A 23,813-nucleotide genomic window follows, 5' to 3' on the forward strand; every position below is an offset into this window, starting at 1 on the left:
CCCCAACGTTTAAATCGTTCCATGCAGAATATTTTGTATATGCCGAATATTCCGATAGACAGAGACGGAGGTCCCGGCGGGACCGACGGCGGCGACGCGGACGTGCGTGACGAGGACGAGCGGAATATCGACGCTGGAGGGGATGATGCGGTCGTTCTGCGCGGATCCGGCATCGAGAAGTCATACGACTCGCGGCTCCCGTGGGGGCGGGGCGTGGAAGTGCTCGACGGCGTCGACGTCGAGATCCGCGCGGGCGAGATCGTCGGGATCGTCGGCGCCAACGGGTCGGGGAAGTCGACGCTGATGCAGATCCTCGTCGGCGCGCTCGACGCGGACGCGGGGTCGGTCGACCGCTCCGGCCGCGTCGGCTGGTGTCCCCAGGAGTCGCTACTGTACGACCGGCTGACCGTCGCGGAGACGTTCGAGCTGTTCGGCGCCGCGTACGGGCTCTCCGAGGAAGCCGTGGCCGACGCGCGCGAACGGCTGGCCGACCGCCTCGATTTCGAACGGTTCCTCGACTACCAGGTTCGCCACCTCAGCGGCGGTAACCGTCAGAAGGTCAACCTCGCGGTCGCGCTGCTGCACGACCCCGACGTGCTCCTGCTCGACGAGCCGTACACCGGCTTCGACTGGGAGACCTACCTCGCGTTCTGGGAGCTGACCGAGGAGCTGACCGACGGCGGGACCGCCATCGCAATCATCTCCCACTTCGTCAGCGAGCGCGAGCGCTTCGACCGCATCTACGAGCTCCGGGACGGCGACCTCGTCGAGACCGACCCCGAGGCCGACGGCGACGGCCGCCCGGCGGACCGGACCGGGGACGACGAGGGACCCGTCGCCGATCCGACGGAGGTGGCGTAGATGGGCGGGGGCGCGAACGCCGCCAGCGACCGGGCGGCCGGCGACCCCGCCGGCGGTCGCACCCGCCGCGACCGGCTCGCGACCGGCCTGCTCGCGCACGTCCGCGAGTTCCTCCGGGAACCCGTCCACGTCGTCCTGCTGGTCGCGCTCCCGCCGCTGGTCGTCGAGGGCTACGGCCGCGCGATGGCCTCGTTCCCGGAGTTCCCCTACATGACGGCGGTCCCGGCGACGCTCGGCCGGGTCAACGGCGCCGTCTTCGCCGCCGCCTTCCTCGCGGGCCTGATCGGCCTCTTCCAGGTCGTCAGCGCCGTGCAGGCCGACGGCCGCCTCGCGGTCTGTGGCTTCTCCCGCGCCGAGATCTTCGTCTCCCGGCTGGGGACCGTCCTCGCGGTGAGCGTCGGCTCGGCGGCCGTCACGTTCGGCGCGCTGTGGTGGCGCGTCGACGTGGCCGCGCCCGCGGCCGCCTTCGGGGCGCTGGCGCTCGCGGCGCTGACCTACGGCCTCATCGGCGTGCTCGTCGGGACCGTCCTCCCGCGCGAACTGGAGGGGTCGCTCGTGCTCGTCTTCGTCGCGGACTTCGACGACTTCCTCGCCAGCGGCATCGTCGACGTCGACTCCCCCGTCGTGAACTTCCTCCCGCTGCACTACCCCCACGCCCTCTTCCGTTCGGCCGTGCTGGAGGGATCGGTCCCGACCGACGACGTGCTGGCGGGGTTGGCGTACCTCGCGGTCCTGTTCGCGCTCGTCCTCGGCGCCTACGTCCGCGTCGCGAACGGGGGTGAGGGTGGGTGAGCGTCGACGGCGCTCCCCGGTCGTCGACCGGTTCCGGGAGCCGGCGCTCGACCGCGCTGGCCGCCTTCACGAGCGGCGTCCGCGAGTACGCCCGCACGCCCGTCCTGCTGGCACTGTTCGTCTTCCTCCCCGCCTACCTGATCGGCGCGTTCACCCGGCTGGTGCCCGCGACGACCGCACCGCTGGACGTGCCGGGCGGCGGGACGCAGACGGTCGAGATGGCGAGCGTCTACGCGGTGTTCATGGTCCCGCTCGTCGGCGCGCTCGTCGGCGCGCTGGCGGGCGTGTTCCTGATGCAGACGGCCCGCGACGCCGACGCCCGCCTCGTCGTCGCCGGCGCGAACCCGGCGTCGGTCCTCCTCGCCCGCTTCGGCCTGCTGGCCGTCGTCGGGACCGTCGTCGCCGGCGTCTCCGTGGGGACGGCCGCGACCGTCTTCGTCCCCGAGCGGCCGCTCGCCCTCGCCGGCGCGACCCTACTGGCCGCCCTCGTCTACGGCCTGCTCGGCGTGCTCGCCGGCCTCGTCGTCGACCGGCTGGCCGGCGTCTACCTCGCGCTGTTCGGCACGATGCTCGACGTCTTCCTCGTCCAGAACCCGCTGGCGGACCCGCCCGAGTACGCCCGCCTCCTCCCAGGCCACGCGCCCGTCGAACTCGCCGTCGACGCCGGCTTCTCGACCGACGTGGCGCTGTCGACGGCCGGTGAGGGTGCCGTCTACCTGTTCGTCGTCGGCGTCGTGACCGCCCTCGCGCTGTACGGCTCGATGCGCGTCTCGTGACGCGTATCCCTCCGTCGGCCGCGAACGCTCCGTTCAGAGTCGATCGAGGTACGCCGTCAGCCGCCGCTGGTCCGCCTCGTCGAGGACGACGTGTACGTCGACGTCGTCGCCGACGATGTCGCGGAAGTCGTGGTCGGTGGTGAGTACCGTTCCGACGCCCTCGCGCTCCGCGACGGCCGCGTAGTAGCCGTCCCAGGCGTCGACGTTGGCCTCCCCCGCGGTCGACAGTGCGCTCTCGGCGAGCGCGTCCGTGATCTCGGGATACCAGCGGATCCGCTCGCTGTCGAGGAAGTTCTCCATCAGCCGGCTCGCGGCCGCGTTCGAGAAGCCGTAGTACTCCGAGAGGACGATCTGGGCGCCGAAAACCGCCGACCGAGGGACGACGGCGTCGATCTCGCCGGTGACGGCGCGCCGGATCCACGACAGCGACTCCTCGCTGACCAGCGTGTCCGCGTGCCCGACCGCTATCACGCCGACGTCGAACAGGTACGGACCGCGGTCCGGGCTCATCCGTTCTCCGACGGCCCGGCCGTCCGGTCGCCGCCGCCGTCCGACGGACTCGAATCCCCGTCGTCCGGCGAGGCCCCTCGCTCGACGGTCCGCCGGTGTTTCTCCGCGATGGGGTGAGTGGCGTCGCGGCCGGTCGGGTCGGACTCTCGCTCGCGCTCCACGGACGCCTCCTCAATGAGCCGCTCCATCCGTTCGAGGATGTCGCCGGGGTCGCGCTCGCGCTCGACCCGGATCGCGCCGTCGTCCTCCACGAGTTCGACCTCGGTCCCCGGAGTGATGTTCAGCCGCTCGCGCAGTTCCTTCGGGAGCACTATCCGCCCCTTCGAGTCGACCCGCACCATGGTTCCCACTACCGGTGGGACGACTGATAAGGCGTTCGCCGCACTCGGCTCCGGTGGTCGCCACCAGTGGCGACCGACCGAACGCTTACCAACGACACCACCGCAGTTCTGACCATGACAGCGGCCGCGGATCTGGTGCTCACGAACGCGGAGATACACGCGCTGACCGACCCCGACGAGACGGCCGAGGCGCTCGCGGTTCGGGACGGGCGGATCGTCGCGGTCGGGGCTGCCTTCGACGTAGACCACCTCGCGGGCGTCGAGACGACGGTCCGGGACTGCGGGGGACGGGTCGTCCTCCCCGGCTTCGTCGACGCCCACACGCACCTGCCGATGGTGGGGCGGCGGCTGGTCAACGCGGACCTCTCGGCGGCCGACTCGCCGGCGGAGGCGGTCGACCTTCTCGCGGCTCGCGCCGCCGACCTCGACGCCGCGGACGGCCCGGACCGGGAGTGGGTGCTTGGCTTCGGCTACGACGAGAGCGCGTGGGACGACGACCGATATCTCACCGCCGCGGATCTGGACGGGGTGGACACGGACCGGCCGGTCGCCGCCGTCCGCGAGGACATGCACCTCGCGTCACTCGACTCGACGGCCCTCGACCGCCTGCGCGGGGAGATGCCCGACTCGGACGTGCATACCCGCGCCGGCGAGCCGACGGGAGTCGTCGTCGAGGACGCCCTCGACGCGCTCTGGACCGCTATCGAGCCCGACCGGCCCGCGATGCGGCGGGCGGTCCAGGCCGCCACCGAACGGGCGACCGAACTCGGCGTCGTCGGCGTCCACGACATGGTGCGGCGGTCGGAGGCGCCGGCGGTCTACCGCGAACTCGACCGGGTGGGCGAACTCCCGATTCGAGTCCGTCTGAACTACTGGAGCGACCACCTCGACGCGGTCGAAGAGCTCGGTCTCCGGACCAACCACGGGAGCGACCGCGTTCGCGTGGGTGCGATCAAGACCTACACCGACGGCTCCATCGGCGGCCGCACCGCGAAGCTCTCCGAGCCGTACGCCGACGGCGGCTCCGGCGACGGGGATGGCGACGACAGCACCGGTGACGACGGCACGGGCGGCGACGACCGCGGCCAGTGGGTCGTCGACCCGGCGGAGCTCCGCGATATCGTCGCCCGCGCGGCGGCGGCGGACCTGCAGGTGGCCGTCCACGCCATCGGCGACGAGGCGGTCCGCGAGACGCTGGACGCCCTCGAATCCGCCGACGGCGCCCGCCACCGGATCGAACACGCCGAGGTGCTGACCGACGACCTGGTCGACCGGCTCGCCGCGAGCGACGTCGTCGCGTCGATGCAGCCGAACTTCCTGAAGTGGGCCCGCGAGGGCGGCCTCTACGCCGAGCGGCTCGGCGACGAGCGGCGGCTGGCCTCGAACCGCTTCGGCGACCTGCTCGACGCGGGCGCGGACCTGGCGTTCGGGAGCGACTGCATGCCGCTGGACCCGCTGTTCGGCGTCGAACAGGCCGTCACGGCGCCCGACGACCGCCAGCGACTCTCGGTCACCGAAGCGCTGCGGGCCTACACCAGCGGCGCAGCCTACGCGGGCTTCGACGAGGACCGCCTCGGCACCGTCGAGGCGGGGAAACTCGCGGATCTCGTCGTCCTCGACCGCTCGCCGTGGGCGGTCGACCCCGGCGAGGTCGCCGACATCGACGTGCGGACGACGGTGGTCGGCGGCGAGGTCGTCTTCGACCGGGACGCCGCGAACTGAGCCGTCGTCCGGTCGAGCCGACGGACGGCCCGGCGGTTCCGGAACCCAAAGGTAGAGGGGCGATCGGTCCCTGCGGACGGGCACATGGCCGTCCGAAAACGGGTCCGGGACGCCCTCTTCCTGTTCCCGGCGCTCCTGGACAGGCTCGGGGTCGCGGACCGCGAGAAGTCCGGCGAGGCGTTCGACCTGGCGCTGCCGGTGATGGTCACCGGGGCGCTGCGAGTCCTGTTGCGCGTCGCCGACTTCCTGATGGTCGGGATCGCGCTGGGCGACGCCGCCATCGCCGGCCTGGAGCTGGGCTTCCAGTACTACTTCATCGGCTTCGGCCTCTCGCTCGCGGTCTCCTCGGGGACGATCAGCGTCGTCTCGCGGCTCCAGGGCGCCGATCGGCCCGACCGGGCGGACCTGGCGGTCAAGCAGTCGCTGTGGCTGGCACTCGCGATATCGCTGCCGCTGACGGCGGTCGCGTGGGTGTACGCCGAGCCGCTGGTCGGGCTACTGACGGACGACGCCGCGGCCATCGACTACGGGGCGACGTACCTGTCGATCGTGATGCTGTCGATGGCGCCGCGGTTCTGGTCGATGGTCGCCTCGCGGGCGCTGGCCGGCAGCGCCGACACGCGGACGCCGATGTACGTCCGGCTGACGACCCTGCCGACGAACGTCGTCCTCAACGCCGCGCTCATCTTCGGGCTCGGGCCGGCGCCGGAGCTGGGCATCGCCGGCGCCGCCATCGGGACGGCCGTCGCCAACGCGCTCGCGGCTGTGGTCTTCCTCGCGCTACTGGTCTCGGGCGACTACGCCGTCGCGCTCCCGCTCGGCGGCCGACAGATCGACCTCGGGCTCGGCAAGGAGATCCTCCGCGTCGGGCTCCCGCTGTCGGGGATGCGCCTGCTGCAGACGTTCGGGCGATTCCCGTTCCTGTTCATCCTCGGCCAGCTCGGCGTCGGCGCGGTCGCCGCCTACGCCATCGGTCGCCGCGTGATGTTGCTGGCGCTGATGCCCGCGTGGGGCTACTCGACGGCGGCGTCGACGCTCGTCGGTCAGTACGTCGGCTCGGGCGACGACGCGAACGCCGCCGAGTACGGCTGGCAGACGCTGCGGATCGCGCTGGCCACCCAGCTGCTCGTCGCAGCGGTCCTCGTCGCCGCAGCCCGCCCGGTCGCCGTCGCCTTCGGCACCGACGAGGTCGACCTGACGGTGCAGTTCATCCGGGTGTTCGGCCTCGCCGTCGCCGGGTTCTCCGTCTCGCGGACGATGCGCGGTAGCCTCCGCGGCGCCGGCGACACCCGCTGGCCGCTGTACGGGACGGTCCTGGGCACCTACGCCGTCCGGCTCCCGGTCGCGTCGCTCGCGCTGCCCGCAGGGTTCGCCGTCACCGTCCTCGGCGTGTCGGTCCCGCTGGGGGCGAGCATGGGGTACACGGCCGTGTTCGCGGCCATCGTCGCGGACTTCTACGTCAAGGCGGCGGTCAACACCGGCCGGTTCCGGTCGGGCAAGTGGCGCGACGTGGCCCGCGCGTCCGGCGTCGGCGCCGGCGCCGACGACTGATCAGTCGTCGCCGTCGTCGCGGACCCGCTCGTACAGCGCCGTCCCGCCCAGCGCGGCCAGCGCCGCGCCGACGCCGAAGCCGGGACCATCGTCCGACGCCGTCTCCGCCGGGTCCGTCCCCGTGGGCGTCGGTGTCACTTCGTCCGTGGATTCGGGCGTCGCGGTCGGCGTGGGCGAGGCCGTCGCCGTCGGTGTGGGCGACGGCGTTGCGCTCGGCGTGGGCGAGGGGGTCGGCGACGGGGTCGCGGTCGGCGACGGGGTGGCCGTCTCGGGTCCCGTCGCCGTCACCCGCGGGGCGTCCTCGCCGCCGAGTTTGACGAGCCACGCCTCGCTCCGCGGGTCCGCGCTCGAGGACTGGTACTGCGTGATCCCCGCGATGGCGACCCCGCCGTCGTCGGTCGCGACCGCGTCGCGGACGTTGTTGACCGCCCCGACCGACACCGTCCTGCTCCAGTTGGCTTCGAGGCCGTCGCCGAGTTCGCCGACCAGGCCGACCGCCCTCTGACTGGACGTGGACTCGCTGCCCTGGCCCGCGACGACGACCCCGTCGTCGGTCGTCGCGACGCCGGTGAACAGCGTCACCGGCCGGGGCGACAGCCGGCGAGTCGCCCGCTGGTTCCCGGACCCGTCGACCGACAGCACCCAGCCGTCGACCGTCTCGACGGAGGTGTTCGACGTGTACCCGGCCGCGACGTAGCCGTCGCCGTCGGCCGCCAGGTCGACCAGCTGGTTCCGGACGAACGGGTCGCCGTCGGTCGGGGCCGTGAACGCCTCGCGCCACTGCAGTTCGTCGTCGGCGTCGGCCCGGAACAGCACCGCCCGGACCGTCGGTCCACCGCCGGACGACGACCGCACTGCCGCCGCGCCCGCGTAGCCGTCACCGTCCGGCACGACGCTCAGGATCTCCGAGCGCTGGTCGGGGAACAGCCGCGTCCGCGACCGTTCGTCCCCGTCCGGCCCGACCCTGACGACGACCCCCCGGGGGTCGGTCCCCTGTTCCCCGGTGTGCGCGCCGGCGACCAGATATCCGTCCCCGGTCGCGATGGCGTCGCGCGCGAGCAGGCGCGCGCTCCCGTCGCCGTCGGCCTCGCCCTCGTAGGTCTCCCACCACTGGATAGCCCCCTCGGCGTCGGTCCGGACCAGAGACGACCTCCCCGACTGGGCGCGGACGCCGAGCAGCGCGTAGCCGTCGCCGTCGGCGGCCGGGACGTGCGTCTGGAACGTCGGCGGCTCGCGGTCGTCGCTGGCCACCGCCGCCATCCACTCCCCTTCCCCGGTCGTCGCGTCCGTGCCGAACAGCCACCCCGGGATCCCTCTCGGCTGCGCCCCGGACTGGCCCATGACGACGTACTGGTCGTCGTCCTCGACGACCGACGCCGCGCCGTTGTACGTGGCGTCCGAGTACGTCCGGTTCCACCGGAGCGGCAACTCGTCTGCGTCCGCGCCGTCGCGCGGCGACGCCCCGGCTGTCCCCCCGAGGGCGACGCCGGCGACCACCAGTCCGGCGCCGGTCAGCACCCGTCGTCTCGACAGATCATCTGTCATACAGTCGTCAGTCGCGGCGGCCCCGCCATAAATCGCCCCATTCGGCGGCGAGGGCGGCCGGCCGACCCGGGGTCGGCCGAGCGGACAAACGGGGGCTTTAGGTCGCTGGCCGCGGAATCGCCGCCCATGAGCTACGCGACGAAGTTCACGCTCGGAACGATCGGCATCGCCGCACTGCTCGCGCTCGCGCTCGTCGTCGTCTTCCTGGCGTAAGCGACGACCGGGCGTCCCGCGGGGTCACTCTTCGCCGACCGACCCACCGCGCAGTCGGGCCGCCAGCGCGCTCCCGGCCAGCGCCGCTATCGCCGCGCCGACGCCGAACCCCGGCCCGTCCTCGGAGGCGGTCGTCGGCCGCTCGGCCGGCGCCGGCTCGGCCGTTTCTGTCGCCGCCGGGGTGGCGTCCGGAGCGGCCGTCTCCGTCGGTGGCGCGTCAGTCGGCGTGTCCGTCGGCGTCTGGGTCGGCCAGGGAGTCGGTGTCGGCGACGGTGTGGCGGTCGGCGTCGGAGACTCCGTGGCCGTGGGAGTCGAAGTCGGGGTCGCGGTCGGCGTTGGAGTCGCGGTCGGTGTGGGGGTGGCCGTCGCCGTCGGAGTCGCGGTCGGCGTCGGAGTGGCCGTCGGCGTCGGCGTCTCCGCCGGGTCGCCACCGGCTTTGATCGCGAACACGTCTCCGACGGACTCGGCGGTGTAGCGGTTGCCGACGAGGACGACCCCGCCGTCGGTCGTCGCAACCGCGTCGCTGACTTCCGCGTAGCCCTCGACGATGTCCGTCAGTTCCCAGTTCTCCGAGAGCGAGGTGTCACAGCCCCGGATCCACGGTTTCGTCGTATCGGTCCCGGCGCCGGGATAGCTGTTGCCGACGAGTACGTACTCGCCGTCGCGCTCGACGGCTTCGACCACGTACCCCTCGGTGTCGCCGGGCCGGAACACCGAACTGTGTCGTTTCTGACCGTCGGCGTCGGTCGCCAGGGCCCAGCCGCGGTATTCCCGTTCGTCGGACGCCACGGTGACGTAGCCGACGAAGAGGTAGCCGTCGTCGACTTCGGTCGCCGCGAGCAACCACTGCTGGTCGACGGTCTCGCCGTCGAGTTGCTCGCCGTAGGTGTGTGCCCACTCGTGGTCGCCGCCGTCGTCGAGTTTCACGACGTACCCCTCCTGGGACCCCGCGGACTCGTCGTAGCTGCGGTCGTAGGCCGTCCCCGACGCGATGTACCCGCCGTCCTCGGTCCGCTCGAATCCGGTTACGAGCGTGTACGAGTACTGGTCGAGGCGTTCCTGCCAGTCCGGTTCGCCGTCCGGTTCGATACCTTTGATCCACGTGTTCGGGTTCTCGATGGCCGAGCCGTACCCGGCCAGTACCGCGCCGCCGCCGTCGTCCGGCGCCACGCCGGTCGGGAGGAACGAATCGTACGGCGGGTCGTACGACCGCTCCCAGACCACTTCCCCGTCCGCGTCCGTGTGCATGAGCGCCGGCCGAGCCGTCGCGTCGTCCTCGCCGGGGTTCTCCGTGCGTTCGCCGGCGAAAAAGCGGCCGCCGTCGGTTCCGGCGACTGTATCGACCGTCAGAAACTGTCCGTCGACCGCTCGTGTCCAGGTCGAGTGAGTCCCGCCGTGATTCGAATCGACCGTGACTGACCAGGGGTCGACCGCCTCGTAGTCCTTCCCGGTGTAGCCATCGACCCGGATACGTCCGTCCGAAACGGACACCGTCTCGGCCACCGGAACGCCCTGTCCGCCGATCGCTCTGTTCCACCGAACCGGCGGTGCCTCGTCCCGGCCCCCCCGCGCGGCCGCAGAACGGGTCCCCAGTTTCGCCGCGATACCGCCCGACAGCGCGGCGCCCCCTGCCAGCAGGACGCCCCGCCGCGAAACGTCGTCGACCATACACCTCCGCCTGGACCCGTCATCTGTTTTAAATGTTCGCGCCCGAATTGGGGACCGCAGTCGCGGCAGTTGACTCGGCCGACCCGGCCAGCGGGAACCGACGGGGTTTACCCCGGGCAGCCCCTGCCGACAGGTATGACCACCTCGCCGAGCGTCGCGCCGGTCGGCGACCGATGCCACCTTCCGGCGGCCCCGCCCACGGGAGGGTATCGCTGATGTTCACCGAGCGGGACCTCTCGCCCGAACTGGCCGCCGTCCGCGAGGAGCACGCGCCCGGCGCCGTCGTCCTCGACTGCGCGCGGGACTTCGAGACGCTGCCGGCCGCCCAGGCCGAGGACCTGGCGCTGGTCACCGACGCCTTCGACCCCAGTTCGTACCCCGAGGCGCGGCTCCCGGCGGACGCTCCCGAACTGCTCCGACGCTACGCGAGCGACGAACTGACCGTCGGCGCGCCCGGCGACGGCGGCGTCGCCTGGACCCGACAGACCGAGCCGCCGGTCGTCCTCGTCAAGCCCCGCCTGGAGGGGTCGCCCGACCCCTTCGTCGACTTCCTCGTCGCCGAGGCGCTCGTCCAGGTCGGCCTCGACCTGCCCGAGCACTTCCTCGGGTTCTTCGGCGAACGGTACCGGGACCTCGCTGTAGCCGCCGAGGACCGGCTGGACCCGACCGGCACCTACCAGCTGGCCGCCGCGCTGTACGACGCCTACCTCGGCCTGCATACCCGCGAGACATTCGCCGGCTGGGCCGACGACCACCCCGACCTGTTCGACGCCTGGGTCGACGCCGGCGAGCGGCTCGAACCCCGGCTCGACGACCTCTCGACGGAACTCGCCCGCGGCGAGACGGGCTTCGGCGACGCCGCCGAACTCGCCTGCGCCGCGGTGAAACACACCGTGGAGCAAAGCTCCACGAGCCCTCCCTCGCAAGCTCGCGAGGACGGAACGGAACCCCCCACGCCGTTCGGCGCGCTCGACACGGACGCCTACCGCGAGTACGGCGCCGACTACGCCGTCGAGTGGGCCGAGAAGACCTTCGACCGGCTGGAGTGACGACCCCCGCTCTCGCGACCGGACTTCACACCCTCGTTTCGCGTGGAACCTCCGCGAACCACCTCCGCGATCGGAAACCGCACGACTGCGATAGTGTGACGTACGTCTGACGGGGCGGAGTGAAAGTGAAATTCGTGGCGGGGAACCGCAAGACGTAGGCGGGATTCGAGGTGAAACGGAGGGGTTCGGGAGAAATCGAGCGATAGCGGCGGTTTGAGGTGAAACGAGGGGGTTCTCCGATCTGGTGTCGAAAGGGAGGTTCGAGGTGTGGGCGCGACGCGCCGTCGCGCTCGGCGGTCGCGCGGTTCGCGGCTACGCCGTTCGGTAGTCCGAGGTCGCTCTCGACGGTCGCGACCTCGCTGCTCGCGGCGACGCCGCTCGCACGCCCCGAGGCGCTCACCCGTTCGCGCCTCGCGTCAGTCCCCGGCGGCCTGCTTGTCGATCCCTTCGAGGTCGGCGCCGCCGACCGACGAGCGCAGCGCGTCCATGCCGTCGTCGCGGTCGACCCCGAAGTTCTCCTGATACAGCTCCTCGACGCGCTCCATCTCCGCCTCCGAGAGCGGCGGCACGTCGGCGGCGCCGGCCCACTCGTCGATGTCGTCGGTGGTCCGGAAGGTCGGCGTGACCGTCGCCACCTCGTCGTGGCCGAGCAGCCAGCGGATCGACGCCTGGCCCATCGTCCGGGTTCCCTCGACGCCCTCCGGGTCTTCGAGGAACCGCAGCGCGTCGACCTTCTCCCAGCCCGTCTCGTACCACTCGTCGGGCCGGTGGGCGCGGTGGTCGCCCTCGCCGAGTTCCGTGTCGGGGGTGACCTGCTCGTTCAGCAGGCCCGAGGAGTGGGGCACCCGCGGGATGACGCTCGTCTCGGCGTCGAGCTCGCGGATCGTCTCGATAGTGTGGCGGCCCGGCGTCTGCTCGAAGACGTTGAAGACGAGCTGGACGGCGTCGAAGCCCTCCTCGACGGCCTTCTCGGCCTCCGCGAGCCAGCCGATCGAGGGGCCCAGCGCCCAGCCGACCGAGTCGACGCGGCCGGACTCCTCGAGCGCGTCGAGCGTCTCCAGCACGTCCGCGTCGACTTCGTCGACGTTGGCGTTGTGGAGCATCAGGTGGTCGACGTACTCCATGTCGAGCCGATCGAGCGAGCGGTCGAGCGCCGTCTCGACCCACTCGGGGTCGATCCGCTTGGGCAGTTCGCCGTGGCCGGCCTGGGGGTTGTTGTAGAAGTCGTAGCCGACCTTGGTCGAGATAGTGACCTCGTCGCGGTACTCGCCGAGGGCGTCGCCGACGAGCTGTTCGCTGTCGCCGTGGCCGTACACGTCGCCGGTGTCGAAGTAGGTGATGCCGCGGTCGACCGCGTGGTGGAGCATCTCGACGGCCTGCTCGCGCGTGCGGTCGCCCCACCAGTCGGTGCCGACGACCCACGCGCCGAAACCGACCTCGCTGACTTCGACGCCCGAATCGCCGAGTTCGCGCTGGTTCATGCCCGGACGGTTGGGAGTCGTCGCACTTAGCCGCCGCGGTTGCGCGCCGCCGGGACGAGGACGATCTACCGGCGCCGCGACGGCCGGTCCGTCGAACCCGGTCGGGTCAGTCGCTGGCCGTCTGGGGCTGGACGGCCGCCGAGTCGGCCCGCCGGTAGTAGGTCGCGCCGGGCTCGTCCGCGCCCACGGCGTCGACGTGGCCGTACTCCTCGAGCTGGTCGAGGTGCGGCTCTAGGGCGTCGTAGGTGACCGTCACGTCGGCGGTGTACGCGATCTGCCGCCGGATCGCGGTCGTGTCCGCCCTGGCCCGCTCGTCCAGGAACTCGAGGATCTCCCGCTGGATCTCGTAGAGGTGTGTCATTACCAGAAGTGTGGGCATACGGGCTTATAAGCACCCTCTGAGTCGGGTTCGAGTAAAGAATTGGATCGGGCACTGCGGACCGGCCGCCTCGCGGCCGCCGTTCAGTCTTCGCCGTCGGGGTCCCGCCGGAGCAGTCCGCCGAGCCCGCCGAGCGCGGCCAGGGCACCGCCGATCTCGAAGCCCGGCCCGCCGCCGCTGGTGGTCCCGTCCGCCGTCGCGTCGCCGTCGCTCACCACGGTCGACCCGAGTCCGTCGGTCGTCCCGGCCGGCCGCTCTGCCGGTGGGTCCGCGGTCCCGGCCGGGGAGGCCGTCGCGGACCCGGTAGCCGCCGTCGTCCCGGCCGGCGCGTCGGTCGCGGTGTCGGTCTGCTCGTCCGCGAACGCGCCGGCGAGCGCCGACTCGCCGCCGGCGACGGGCAACTCGACGGAACTGTCGGCCAGGGACAGCTCGACCGTCCGGTTCCCGGGCGGGTGGAGCGTGAACTCGTTGTCGCTCGCGTAGACGACCAGCCCGATCCGCGAGTCGGCCTCGAAGACGTGGTCGGTCGCCTGGAGCGGGAACTCGACGCCGACCCGCCCGTCGTCGGGCAGCGGGGCGGACTCCCGGAGCGACTGCCGGTAGGCGAGCGGCGTGTCGTAGTCGCGGTAGGCCGACCGGTTCAGCGGGTCCGCCCAGCCGCGGGTCACGATGTCGGCCGAGAACCGGCCGTAGTACTCCACCAGCGCGACGCTGACGACCGTCGGCTCCGCAAGCGACAGCGACAGCGACGGGACGACCCGGCCGCTGACGTGGACCGGCTCCGCGAGCGGGGGCGTCTCGTAGCGCAGGCGGTGGGGCGACTCGTCGGCGGCGACCAAGTCGGCCGCCGGCGTCGACGGGTCGTCGACGAGCGACTCCGCCGCCGCGTCGGGTTCGCCCGTCGTCACGGTCCCGACCGTCGAACCGCCGGGCCCGAACCGTACGGTCGCGGGCTCGGCGGCGGGGGCCGGCCACTCCGCGTAGGTCTCCATCGACCCCTCGGCCGCCGACCGGCCCCCGCGGACGACTGTCACCGGGTCCTCGTCCATCACGCCGGTGTCCTCGTCTTTCAGCCAGCGGGCCCACCAGCGGTCGAGCGTCCGCTCCCACGCCTCGCCGGCGGGGCCCCTGTGGCCGCCCTCGTAGAGCCACAGTTTCAGCGGCACGTCGCGGGCCGCGAGCGTCTCGTACCAGTCGGCGGCGTTGTTCGGCTTGACGATGGGGTCGTCGACCGCGTGGGCGATCAGGACCGAACAGTCGACCGCGTCGGCGTCCGCGAGGAAGGTCCGGTCGTGCCAGAAGTCATTGTAGTCGCCCGTCGCCAGGTCCTGACCCGCCTCGACGCGGTCGGTCCAGTGGCCGCAGTCGTCGCGCCTGGCGTTGCTGGCCTGGATCCACGTGCCGATGTCGGTGAACCCCTCGCTGCCGTCGGGGACGACGGAGACCGGCGTCCCGTTCGAGCGGAAGAGGCCGTACTGGCCGACGTTCGCGGACTGGGGGACGATGGTCTCCAGGCCGTCGACGCCGGTCGTCGCCGTCCCGTTGGCGAGTTCGCCCAGCGCCGACCCGCCGATCATCCCCGTCCGGCCGTTGGTCCAGTCGGCCGCGACCTCCGCGCCGCCCTCCGGGGCGTCGTAGGCGGTCGCGTGGCCGTTGAACCAGTCGACGACGGATTCGAGCGCGGCGACCGTCGGCGGCCCCGCGGCGGTGTAACAGCCGGTCGAGCGGGCCGTCCCGAGCGAAGAGACCCGCGCGACCGCGTACCCCTGGGGGATGTACCGCCGCTCGATCCGTCGGAGCGCCGCCGGGTCGCCGACCGGCGAGTGAGCGGGTCCCGGTTCTCCGGCGCCCGACGGGTCGCCGAGCGTCGCCGGTTCGCTCGTGGCGGCCGTCGTCGCACCGCCACCGGCGCCACTGGCGCCGTCCGGAGCGGGCGCGACCGACCGGTCGTAGTACATCTCGGCGGTCGCGTCACCGTGGGTCTGCTCGCCGTGATAGGGGCTCGCGATCGCGATCACGGGCGGTCGCTCGCCGTCGGTCGCGCCTTCGGGGCGGGACACTCTCACGTGGATCCGGTCGGCGGCCCCGTCGTCGTCCGTGTCGACGCCCGTCTCGACCCAGGCCTCCTCCCGGACCGCCCCGCCGGCGTCGTCGGTGCGGTCGGCCGGTGTCGCGGACGCACACCCGGTGATCGCGCCCGCGCCGACTGCAGTCGTCACCGACGCCAGCACTCGCCGCCTGGACACCGCTCCCGGCGGTGTCGGTCCGGCGGCGCGCTCGCCGTCGCTCCCGTTCGACTGGTCCATACCCCGTGGTAGCGGGGGTCCCCGTATCGCCGTTCCGGTGGGTGAAACGCGTCTTTTCGTTACCGGCGGGGCACACCACGGGAGATAGCACGGGCGACCGCCGGCTACTCGGCGGTCGCCTCGTCGGCGTCTCCCGGGTCGTCGGCCGCCGCCGCGACGCCGTCTCCCCCGCTCCGGAGTACCGGCCGCGCGACCGACTCGCGCCACCGCAGTTCCCCCTCGCGCCACCGGACCCACCCGGCCAGCGCCCCGAACCCGACGACCAGGGCACCCAGCGCGACCAGCCCGCCCTCGGGGCCGAACGACCCGCCGGTCAGGACCGCCGGGCCGGACACCTCGACGGCAAGGACGGTCACCGGCGTCGTGAAGCCGCTGACGGGAAAGCCGAAGACGGAGGCGATCGAGAAGTTCCAGGTGACGTGGAGCCCGATCGCGGCGGCGATCCGGCCGGTCAGGAGGTAGCTGGCGGCGAACAGGCCGCCGAACAGCGCGATGTTGCCCAGCGCCAAGGCGGTGACGTTGGGGTTCAGCCCGTGGCCGACGCCGAAGGCGACGCCCGAGACGGCGGTCGCGCCGGCGAACGCGCCACCGAGGCCGATCCCGCGCCAGCCGGCCAGCCCCTCGGCGACGTTGGTCAGCAGGTACCCCCGGAAGAGCAGTTCCTCGAAGACCCCGACGCCGACGAAGTACGCGAGCGTGAGCGCGAGCGCGGCCGCCGGTGCGACGCCGGGGCCGATGGCGAGCGATGGGTCGGTTCTGGTGACGACCGTGCCGGTCACCCTGGCCCAGCCCGCAACGAGTTCGACCGCGAACACGAGCGCCGGCAGTGCGACGCCGAGCGCGAGGCCGAAACCCAGGTCGGCCCACCACGCGGGCGAGCGGTCGAACCCGAGATCGGAAAGTTCCCGGCGGTCGACCAGGCTGGCCGCCACGAGAAGCCCCGCGACGAACCCGACGGTCGGGAGCGCCCGGACGACCACGACGACGGCTGCGGTCAGCACCGACCCGGCCGTCTCCGGTGCGAGCGCGACCACGCCGGACGCCGCGACGATACCCCCGACGCCGCAGAGGATCACGAGGACCAGCGCCACCCCGAGCCGCCAGGGCGCGCGGAGTCGGCGCTCGCGGACGTTCCAGAACAGGTCCCGAAACGCGTGCGGGCCGGCCATCGTCCATCGATGACCCCTCGGAGACTTAAGCCTCGGGGACGTGCGGCCCGGACGCCTTCCGCCGGCTACGTGGGCGACGCCGCCGGGAAGGAAACCCATATTGCCGGCGCGGCCCACGAACGCGGTATGACAAAGCGCCACGTCTCGCTGCCGCCCGGCGGCGAGGAGGGCATCCACGCGTTCATCGAGGAGGTCGACGACCGGCTGTCGGGCGAGGAGGACACCTGCGACGTGGTCGAGGACGTGCTCGTCGACCTGTTCGGCGACCGGGAGGCCTACGAGCGCTGGCAGTCCGGCGGCGAGGTCACCCCCGCCGAGCGCGTCCGCCTCCAGGGGTACGACCCCTGTAACGTCACCCTGGAGAGCGAGTACTACGCCGAGGTCGGGGCGATGGACGAGGGGGAGTTCGAGCGCACGAAGTACCTCCAGTGGCTCTGGCGGCAGTTCGACGCCACGCCGATGGCCGACAACGTCGAGTTCGCGCTGCGATTCAGGCGGATGCTCGCCGACCACCTCTTCGCCGACGTGGGCGAGGACTGCCGCTTCTTCAAGGGGATCACCTTCACCTACGGCCACAACATCTCAGTCGGCGACAACGTCGTCATCCACGACGACGTGCACCTCGACGACCGGGGGATGCTCACCATCGGCGACCGCGTCTCCATCTCCGACGACGCCCACGTCTACAGCCACGACCACGACATCAACGACCAGACCGCCGTCGACAACTACCACACTATCATCGAGGACGACGCCCGGGTCACCTACGACTCGATGGTCCGCGCGGGCGTCAAGATGGGCGAGAACTCCGTGCTCGCCGCCAAGTCCATCGCCGGCAAGGACGTGCCGGCCCACCACATCGCCGCCGGCACGCCCGCGAAATCCATCGCCGTCAAGGACGGCTGGGAGCCGGTCGCCGAGGATCTCGAGGACGCGAACGTCGACCGCCGCGAGGAACGGAAACTCGACTACGACCTCCCGGAGAACCTCGACGTGTTCGACGAGTTCGGCCGCGACCGGCAACCGCCGGGCGAGTAGCGGTCGAGCGCCCCGCCGCGACGAAGCGCGTTCAGAGCCCCAGTAGCGTCACGTCGCCGTTGGTCGAGCGGAGTTCGAGCGCGTGGTCGGGGTCGCTGCCGAGCGTGCCCTCGATCCTGCGGTCGCCCGACGAGTCGACGGTCAGCGAGACGCCCTCGACGGCGGCGTCGCCGTTGCTCGTCGCCAGCGTGACCGCCGCCGGGAGGTCGTCGGGGACCGCGGCGGTCACGTCGCCGTTGCGCGACCGGCAGGTCGCGTCGCCACGGAGCGCGGGCACGTCGACGGCCACGTCGCCGTTGGTGCTGCGGGCGCCATCCAGGCCTCCTACCTCGCTGGCGTCGACGTCGCCGTTCGTCGACTCCACGGTGACGAAGCCGTCGACGCCGGTCACGGTCACGTCCCCGTTCTCGGAGCGGTAGGTGCCGTCACCGGCGACGCCGTCGGCGTCGACGTCGCCGTTGCTGGTTCGGGCCTCAGCGACCGACAGACCCTCGGGGACCGACAGGTCGAGGCTCACGGAGACGTTCGCGTTCGAGTCCGGTCGCCGGGGCGCGACGGTGAGTCGCCCGTCCGCGACGCGTCCCTCGACGGTCACCTCGTCGAGGGCGTCCTCGCCGGAGCGGGACTCCTTCCGGACGGTGCCCGAGACGGCGTCGCCGTCCCCGGCCGACAGTGTCACGTCGCCGGAGTCGGTCCGGACGGCCAGTTCCTCGGCGTCGCCGGGGTCGAACGACCGTTCGACGGTCTCGGTGTACGGTTCGGCGGCGATCACGCAGCCGGCGAGGCCGACGGCGCCGACGAGGCCGGCGCCCGCGCGGAGGAACCCGCGGCGGGAGCGCTCGGGCGACTGGTCGGACGGCCGGTCGGAGGGCGGGGCGGACGGGGACATCGTTCGTTCGGAGCGATACGTCTGTCCGGCAAAAGCGTGACGGTCACAGCCCCGATTTCCGCGTCTCACGGGCCGACGCGGTCACTTCGGCACCGTCGCGGGGGAGGGGGAACCGGACGGGAAACGCGGCGGCGTCGACTCGGATTTCGGTCCCCGACCAAACACCCAAGTGTCGTGGCAACGTATGGCACGGTATGGAACCGTGGGGCTGGATCCTCGTCTACCTCGCCGGGTTCACCCTCCTGCAGCTGTTGCTGGTCCGGTACTTCTCCGACGACCGGTCGCTCGGGGGCGTCTCGCTGGAATCCAACGAGTCCTCGCCCCCGCAGTCGGGCGAGCGGGGGCGGTCGCTGGGGGAACGCGAGGGGGTCGGCCGGGAGGCGCCCCGCGACGGGGCCGACGGCGTCCGCTGTCACCAGTGCGGGACGGAGAACGCCGACGAACAGACATACACCTACTGCCGGAGCTGCCTGACGCAGCTCCGGTGACCCGTCGCGGGCGCCCGGTGTCCCGGCGCGACCCCGTCCCGGACCGTCCGCGGCCGCACGTTATCAGCGGTGAAAAACGAGGGGCAAAGGTCTATACCGGGAGCGTCGATCCGACGGTATGCGCGTCTCAAGCGGCGTCCCTGGGTTCGACGAACTCGTCCAGGGCGGCCTCCTGAAAGACAGGCTCTACGTGGTGAGCGGTCCCCCGGGGAGCGGCAAGACGACCTTCTCCTCGCAGTTCATCACGCAGGGCGCCAAGGCGGGGGAGAACTGCCTCTACGTGACGATGCACGAGACCAAGGAGGAACTGATGCAGGACATGTCGGGCTACGAGTTCGGCTTCGACCAGGTGATGGCCTCCGGGAAGGTGCAGTTCCTCAACCTCATGACCGAGGGGGGCAAGCGGACGATAACCCAGTTCGGCACGGAGGGCGGACTCACCAACCGCATCGTCGCCTTCCTCGAACAGCAGGACATCGACCGCGCGGTCATCGACTCGACGATGCTCCTGCAGCACTTCTTCAACGACGTGTCCGACGAGATCACGGGCTTTCTCTCCGCGCTGAAACAGACCGACACGACCACCGTCCTCATCTCGGAGATGACCGACCCCTCGTCGTACGCCGACGAGCACTACCTCGCCCACGGCGTGATCTTCTTCCACAACTACCTCGAACAGGGCGGGATGACCCGCGGCGTCCAGGTGATCAAGATGCGCGGCACCGCCATCGACTGCGACATCCGCGCCATCGAGTTCTCCGACAGGGGACTGCGGGTGCGACCGGGCGAGAAAGTCGAGGCCTGACCCATGGGACTGTACGAGGAGAAGTACGGCACGTCGTGGACGTCGCTGGACCGGGACGAGGCGACCGAACGGGCCTACGCGCTGGGGGTCGCCGAGTCGCTCGGCGAGTACAACCGCGAGGAGTTCGAGGCCGTCCACGACGAGATGGACACCGCCTACACCAAGAGCATCGTCGAGTTGGCCTTCCGCGAGGGGAAAAACGAGGGCCGCGAGGCCGCCCCCGCGGGCGGCGACGACGACGAGCAGGTGTGGGACGAACTCGTCGAGGGGGAGACGGTCACCGTCGACGCCGAGGACCTCCCGACCGGCGGCCGCGACGGGCTCCCCGAGGCCGTCGAGAAGTTCGAGGCCATCGAGCGGCCCGACCCCGACGAGATCGACGCGACCGACCGCCCCGACTTCCTCGACAAGTGACCCTCGCCGCGGGCCGGCGCGGACTCGTCACCGATCCGCGGTCGCCCGCCCCGACCCGTCCGCGGGTCGCCCGGTCTTGCGTCGACCGCAACCGGCTTGAGCGTCCGGCGTGACTGACAGCTATGGTCGCCGCGGATCTGCACGTTCACACCGACAACTCCGACGGAACCTTCCGTCTCTCGGCGGTCCCGCCGGCGGCGCGGGCGGCCGGGCTCGACGCCGTCGCTATCACCGACCACGACCGCGTCCACCCGGGCCTGGACGCGCCGGTCGTCGAGCGCGACGGCGTCACCCTGGTCCACGGCATCGAACTCCGCGTCGAGGCGGCCGACCAGCGGGTCGACGTGCTGGGCTACGGCGTCCGCCCGACCGACGCGCTGCTCGCCGAGATCGAGCGGCTCCAGCGCGACCGCGTCGCGCGCGGCCGCGCCATCCTCGACTGTCTCGAGGACCGCCTGGGCGTCTCGCTCCCGGTCGACCCCGAACCCGGCCTCGGGCGGCCGGACATCGCCCGCGCGGTCGTCGAAAGCGACGCCGACTACGAGTCGGTCGGCGCCGTCTTCGACGACCTCATCGGCGACGACGGGCCCTGCTACGTCGCCCGCGACATCCCTTCCTTCGAGCGCGGCCGAGAACTTCTGGACGAGGCCTGCGCCGTCGTCGGGCTCGCGCACCCCCTGCGGTATCCGGACCCGGCGTCTGCACTGGAACTGGCGCCACGGCTCGACGCCGTCGAGGTCAACTACCCCTACGGCGCCCGCGGCCACACCGGTGCCAACGGCGAACTGTCCGTCGACGACGTGGCCGCGGCCGCCGACCGCCACGACCTGATCGTCACCGGCGGGAGCGACGCCCACGAGCGCGAACTCGGCGGAACGGGCCTGTCGGCCGACGCCTACGAGCGGTTCCGCGAGGCGCTCGACGACGGCCTGTGACCGGCCGCCGACAGCCTACCGCCCGCCCTTCGATCGCCGCGAGCGCGGCCGTTGCCCTCGTGGGTACGTAGCGCGACCGCGGCGTCAGCCGCCGTCGCTACAGTCGCCGCGGCCGCAGGGTTCAATGCCCCGCGGACCCAAGCGGGGGTATGCAGTGTCACTACTGCGACCGCGAGGCCGAGATCGCGGTCGAGAAGGACGGCGTCAAGGTCGGGGTCTGCAAGACGCACTTCCGCGAGCAGATGGAGGAGATCGCGGACTCCGACTGGCTCGACGGCATCGAGGAGGACCTCGACATCGACCGCGCCGAGTGACCGCCGCCGCGCCCTGCTCCCGTCCCTCCCGCCGTCGACCCGCCGGCCGCTCTCGTCCGCCCGCTCCGGTCCCCGCGTCCGCCCCACCGGTTCGCTCGCCCGCCGGTCCGCCCCCGTAGATCGGATCGCCGATCCGCCCGGCCACCCCCCGCGAGACTTTACTGACTCGCCGCCGTAGCCGCCGGTATGGAACGCGTCGCCCGGGAAGACGTCGACCGGCGGATGGGCCCGGCCGCCGACAAGCGCGCGCTCGGCGCCGCCCTCGACACGGAGGAACTGGCCGTCAACTACTACGAACTGGACCCCGGGGACAGCTTCGGGTTCGGCTACCACCGCCACCCCGGACAGGAGGAGGTCTTCTACGTCCTGAAGGGGACGGCCACCTTCGAGACGGAGGACGGCGAGGTGGCCGTCTCGGCGGGCGAGGCCGTCCGCTTCGCCCCCGGCGAGTGGCAACTGGGCCGCAACGCCGGCGGCGAGCGGTGCGTCGCGCTCGCGATGGGCGCCCCGAAGGACGACCGCCGGACCGAGATGCTCCGGGACTGCCCCGACTGCGGCGGTCGCACCGAAGGGACCGTCGAAATGGCCGACGACCGCGAGTCGCTCGTGACGCGCTGTACCGACTGCGGTGCCGAGACCGGCCGGTTCGACTGAGCCGCGGCCGGCGGACCCGCCGCGAGTCGGCCGCTCCCGCCGCCGCTCGCGGGCCGTCGACCGAGCGCGACCGTCCTACGGCCGCCGCTCGCGGACCGCGGCGACCGTCTCCTCGACGGCCGCGGCCATCCCCTCGGCCCGCGGGCGCTCGTCCGGTCCGATGCCGTCGTTTTGCACCCGCAACGCCCGGAGATACGACGCCAGGTTGACGAGCGCGTAGCCGTCGCTCCGGCGGTCGAAGCCGTCGGGGAGCGGCCGGACGGACTCGTAGCCCGCCCGGAACGCCGAGAGCGTCGGCCGCGGCGGGCCGTCGGGGCGACGGAACACCGGGGTGGCGGTCCGCCAGTAGTCGTACTCGCCGGGTGCGACCAGCGCGTGTTCGAAGTCGACGACGGCCGCGAGTTCGGCCGCCCTCCCAGCCGGGTCGGCCGGCTCTCCCGCGGGGTCGGTCGCGAACCCGACGTGGGCGGGCAGGAAGTTCCCGTGACAGAGGACGGGAGCGCCCCCGCCGGCGAACAGGTCGGGGCGGTCCGCGACCAGCCGGCGCACCTCGCGCACGGGTTCGACCCACTCGGTGTCTGCGAGGTCGTCGGCCACCCGGTCCAGATACGCCCGGAGGACCTCGGGCCAGCGGCCGCGCCCGTCGACCCGCAGGCCGCGCTCGTTCCCCTCGGGTTCGCTGCGGGTCCCGCCCGCGGGCCGTGGAAATCCCGGCCGGGCGAAGGTGCCGGCGGTGGCCTCGTGCAACCGCCCGAGGCCGGCCCCGAGCGCTCGCGCGTAGCCGTCGTCGACTTCGCCGGGGTCGGGGGACTCGTCCGCGGCGGGGAGCCCGTCCAGCCACGAGGCGACGAAGTACCCCTCGCCGCTGGCGAGGACCGTCGGGACCGGCAGGTCGGTGCGGCGGGCGAGGTGGTCGACCACGGCCGCCTCCGTCGCGGGCTCGGCGGTCGGCCCCCGGGCGACCTTGCAGACGGCCCGGCGGCCGTCGACGCGGACCTCGTAGACCGCGTGGGGCGGTACGTCGTGGAGCTGTGCGCGGATCTCGTGGCGCTCGAACTGTGCGGCGAGCGCCCGGTGTACGTCCTGTGTCATAGGTTCCGCCGCGTGACGGGCGGCGGCCGGCCAGTGCCGGTGCTGCGGCTCTGACCCCGCGAGAACACGGAGTCAGATCGCACCGTTTCCGACAAAAACGTTACGGGACCGTCTACGCGAACCGCTCGACGACGTTGTACAGCCCCAGCCCGGCCACCGCCGGCCCGAGCGTGACGACGACCGCGAGCGTCAGCCACGCGAGGGCGGCGGCCAGCCCCTCCAGAAAGAGGACGTTGGAGCGGCCGAACCCGCCGGGCGCGACGAAGAGGACGGCGCTCGTGACCATCGCGACCGGCCAGCCGAGCGTGGCGTACTCCAGCGCCTCGTCGGCGTCCAGCAGCGTCCAGCGGCCCAGTAGCTGTCGGCCGATCACCACCGGGAAGACCGCCAGCACCAGCGCCGCGCCGGCGGCGACGCCGGCGAACGTCAGCCCCGCACCGGGGTCGACGAACAGCGCCAGTCCGACCGCGCCGGCGGCGGCCAGCCCGACCGCCACCGCGACGACCGAGCCGAGGGCGTCACCGAAGTAGTCGGTCCGCGTCGAGAGCGCCCACGCCCCGAGCGCGAGGACCGGCGACGTCGCGACCAGCCCGAAGGGGACCACGAGCGCGACCGCCCCGACGAACCCGTTTGCCATCGCCGAACCCTCGGCGCGCCCTCGCATAAGTTCCGGGGTCGCTCGCCGGCGATTTCGACCGAATTCGGCCGTGATCCCGTCGAGCCTGCCGTGCTCGTCACTCGAAGGCCGGAATGCCGGTCGCTGCCCGCCATTCCACCGGCTCGGACACGGGCGTCACTCGAAGGCCGGAATGCCGGTCGCT

Annotated in this window: 24 protein-coding genes; 13 read left to right on the forward strand and 11 right to left on the reverse strand. The window is 72.3% G+C overall.

Annotated features, from left to right (window positions below; all coding sequences use genetic code 11):
* Positions 1-39 precede the first annotated feature (39 nt).
* From ACMGFI_RS05015 to ACMGFI_RS05025, 3 genes are read left to right on the forward strand one after another with little or no spacing between them, the layout of a single operon-like run.
* On the forward strand, positions 40-861 hold the full coding sequence (locus ACMGFI_RS05015; protein ID WP_436907805.1) for an ABC transporter ATP-binding protein: 822 nt from the start codon (positions 40-42) through the stop codon (positions 859-861).
* Positions 862-1,653 (forward strand): ABC transporter permease, encoded by a 792-nt coding sequence (locus tag ACMGFI_RS05020; protein ID WP_436907806.1) that lies wholly within the window; start codon positions 862-864, stop codon positions 1,651-1,653.
* A complete protein-coding gene (locus ACMGFI_RS05025) occupies positions 1,650-2,429 on the forward strand; it encodes an ABC transporter permease (protein WP_436907807.1) in 780 nt (259 codons plus the stop codon). The genes ACMGFI_RS05020 and ACMGFI_RS05025 overlap by 4 nt, the downstream gene beginning before the upstream one ends.
* A gap of 33 nt (positions 2,430-2,462) precedes the next feature.
* Here the strand turns inward: ACMGFI_RS05025 and ACMGFI_RS05030 are convergent, their stop codons facing one another.
* Together ACMGFI_RS05030 and ACMGFI_RS05035 are read right to left on the reverse strand one after the other, a co-directional pair.
* Positions 2,463-2,939: a type II toxin-antitoxin system VapC family toxin gene (locus ACMGFI_RS05030; RefSeq protein WP_436907808.1), complete on the reverse strand. Its 477-nt coding sequence runs from the start codon at positions 2,937-2,939 to the stop codon at positions 2,463-2,465.
* Complete coding sequence (locus ACMGFI_RS05035; protein WP_436907810.1) at positions 2,936-3,280, reverse strand: AbrB/MazE/SpoVT family DNA-binding domain-containing protein; 345 nt, start codon at positions 3,278-3,280, stop codon at positions 2,936-2,938. The genes ACMGFI_RS05030 and ACMGFI_RS05035 overlap by 4 nt, the downstream gene beginning before the upstream one ends.
* A gap of 114 nt (positions 3,281-3,394) precedes the next feature.
* On the opposite strand from ACMGFI_RS05035, the gene ACMGFI_RS05040 reads away from it, so the two are divergent.
* A complete protein-coding gene (locus ACMGFI_RS05040) occupies positions 3,395-5,002 on the forward strand; it encodes an amidohydrolase (protein WP_436907812.1) in 1,608 nt (535 codons plus the stop codon).
* An 84-nt stretch (positions 5,003-5,086) separates the two neighbouring features.
* The gene (locus ACMGFI_RS05045) at positions 5,087-6,553 is read left to right on the forward strand and encodes an MATE family efflux transporter (RefSeq protein WP_436907814.1); all 1,467 of its coding nucleotides are present in this window, start codon (positions 5,087-5,089) and stop codon (positions 6,551-6,553) included.
* On the opposite strand, the gene ACMGFI_RS05050 is transcribed toward ACMGFI_RS05045, so the two are convergent.
* A complete protein-coding gene (locus ACMGFI_RS05050; RefSeq protein WP_436907815.1) occupies positions 6,554-8,098 on the reverse strand; it encodes a hypothetical protein in 1,545 nt (514 codons plus the stop codon).
* A gap of 237 nt (positions 8,099-8,335) precedes the next feature.
* The gene (locus tag ACMGFI_RS05055; RefSeq protein ID WP_436907818.1) at positions 8,336-9,979 is read right to left on the reverse strand and encodes a hypothetical protein; all 1,644 of its coding nucleotides are present in this window, start codon (positions 9,977-9,979) and stop codon (positions 8,336-8,338) included.
* A 215-nt stretch (positions 9,980-10,194) separates the two neighbouring features.
* Here ACMGFI_RS05055 and ACMGFI_RS05060 point away from each other — a divergent pair, with 215 nt between their 5' ends.
* A complete protein-coding gene (locus ACMGFI_RS05060) occupies positions 10,195-11,028 on the forward strand; it encodes a DUF7089 family protein (protein WP_436907820.1) in 834 nt (277 codons plus the stop codon).
* Between the two features lie 416 nt (positions 11,029-11,444).
* On the opposite strand, the gene ACMGFI_RS05065 is transcribed toward ACMGFI_RS05060, so the two are convergent.
* From ACMGFI_RS05065 to ACMGFI_RS05080, 4 genes are all read right to left on the reverse strand, one after another.
* The gene (locus ACMGFI_RS05065; protein ID WP_436907822.1) at positions 11,445-12,509 is read right to left on the reverse strand and encodes an aldo/keto reductase; all 1,065 of its coding nucleotides are present in this window, start codon (positions 12,507-12,509) and stop codon (positions 11,445-11,447) included.
* Between the two features lie 106 nt (positions 12,510-12,615).
* On the reverse strand, positions 12,616-12,870 hold the full coding sequence (locus tag ACMGFI_RS05070; RefSeq protein WP_436907823.1) for a hypothetical protein: 255 nt from the start codon (positions 12,868-12,870) through the stop codon (positions 12,616-12,618).
* Between the two features lie 101 nt (positions 12,871-12,971).
* The gene (locus ACMGFI_RS05075; RefSeq protein WP_436907824.1) at positions 12,972-15,194 is read right to left on the reverse strand and encodes a CocE/NonD family hydrolase; all 2,223 of its coding nucleotides are present in this window, start codon (positions 15,192-15,194) and stop codon (positions 12,972-12,974) included.
* A 104-nt stretch (positions 15,195-15,298) separates the two neighbouring features.
* Positions 15,299-16,363, reverse strand: a complete 1,065-nt coding sequence (locus ACMGFI_RS05080) for a CPBP family intramembrane glutamic endopeptidase (protein WP_436907826.1) — start codon at positions 16,361-16,363, stop codon at positions 15,299-15,301.
* 126 nt (positions 16,364-16,489) lie between these two features.
* Between ACMGFI_RS05080 and ACMGFI_RS05085 the strand changes: the two genes are divergently transcribed.
* Positions 16,490-17,401: an acyltransferase gene (locus ACMGFI_RS05085; protein ID WP_436907829.1), complete on the forward strand. Its 912-nt coding sequence runs from the start codon at positions 16,490-16,492 to the stop codon at positions 17,399-17,401.
* Between the two features lie 31 nt (positions 17,402-17,432).
* Here the strand turns inward: ACMGFI_RS05085 and ACMGFI_RS05090 are convergent, their stop codons facing one another.
* Positions 17,433-18,290, reverse strand: coding sequence for a DUF4097 family beta strand repeat-containing protein (locus ACMGFI_RS05090; protein WP_436907830.1), 858 nt, complete (start codon positions 18,288-18,290; stop codon positions 17,433-17,435).
* Positions 18,291-18,484: 194 nt separating this feature from the next.
* Here ACMGFI_RS05090 and ACMGFI_RS05095 point away from each other — a divergent pair, with 194 nt between their 5' ends.
* From ACMGFI_RS05095 to ACMGFI_RS05120, 6 genes are all read left to right on the forward strand, one after another.
* Positions 18,485-18,778, forward strand: a complete 294-nt coding sequence (locus tag ACMGFI_RS05095) for a DUF7577 domain-containing protein (RefSeq protein ID WP_436907832.1) — start codon at positions 18,485-18,487, stop codon at positions 18,776-18,778.
* Positions 18,779-18,896: 118 nt separating this feature from the next.
* Complete coding sequence (locus ACMGFI_RS05100; RefSeq protein WP_436907835.1) at positions 18,897-19,583, forward strand: RAD55 family ATPase; 687 nt, start codon at positions 18,897-18,899, stop codon at positions 19,581-19,583.
* Between the two features lie 3 nt (positions 19,584-19,586).
* Entirely contained in the window at positions 19,587-19,997 is a 411-nt protein-coding gene (locus ACMGFI_RS05105; protein WP_436907837.1) for a DUF8057 family protein, read from the forward strand.
* Positions 19,998-20,119: 122 nt separating this feature from the next.
* Positions 20,120-20,932: a PHP domain-containing protein gene (locus tag ACMGFI_RS05110; protein ID WP_436907838.1), complete on the forward strand. Its 813-nt coding sequence runs from the start codon at positions 20,120-20,122 to the stop codon at positions 20,930-20,932.
* A gap of 149 nt (positions 20,933-21,081) precedes the next feature.
* On the forward strand, positions 21,082-21,246 hold the full coding sequence (locus tag ACMGFI_RS05115; protein WP_006882760.1) for a DUF6757 family protein: 165 nt from the start codon (positions 21,082-21,084) through the stop codon (positions 21,244-21,246).
* 186 nt (positions 21,247-21,432) lie between these two features.
* Positions 21,433-21,900, forward strand: a complete 468-nt coding sequence (locus tag ACMGFI_RS05120) for a cupin domain-containing protein (RefSeq protein WP_436907842.1) — start codon at positions 21,433-21,435, stop codon at positions 21,898-21,900.
* Between the two features lie 75 nt (positions 21,901-21,975).
* Here ACMGFI_RS05120 and ACMGFI_RS05125 read toward each other — a convergent pair whose 3' ends face one another.
* Both ACMGFI_RS05125 and ACMGFI_RS05130 read right to left on the reverse strand, forming a co-directional pair.
* Positions 21,976-22,992 (reverse strand): phosphotransferase, encoded by a 1,017-nt coding sequence (locus ACMGFI_RS05125; protein ID WP_436907845.1) that lies wholly within the window; start codon positions 22,990-22,992, stop codon positions 21,976-21,978.
* A 112-nt stretch (positions 22,993-23,104) separates the two neighbouring features.
* The gene (locus tag ACMGFI_RS05130) at positions 23,105-23,629 is read right to left on the reverse strand and encodes a hypothetical protein (protein ID WP_436907846.1); all 525 of its coding nucleotides are present in this window, start codon (positions 23,627-23,629) and stop codon (positions 23,105-23,107) included.
* Between the last annotated feature and the right edge of the window lie 184 nt (positions 23,630-23,813).

Origin of the sequence: Halosimplex marinum (assembly GCF_051414075.1) — an archaeon.
In the GTDB taxonomy this organism is placed as follows: domain Archaea; phylum Halobacteriota; class Halobacteria; order Halobacteriales; family Haloarculaceae; genus Halosimplex; species Halosimplex marinum.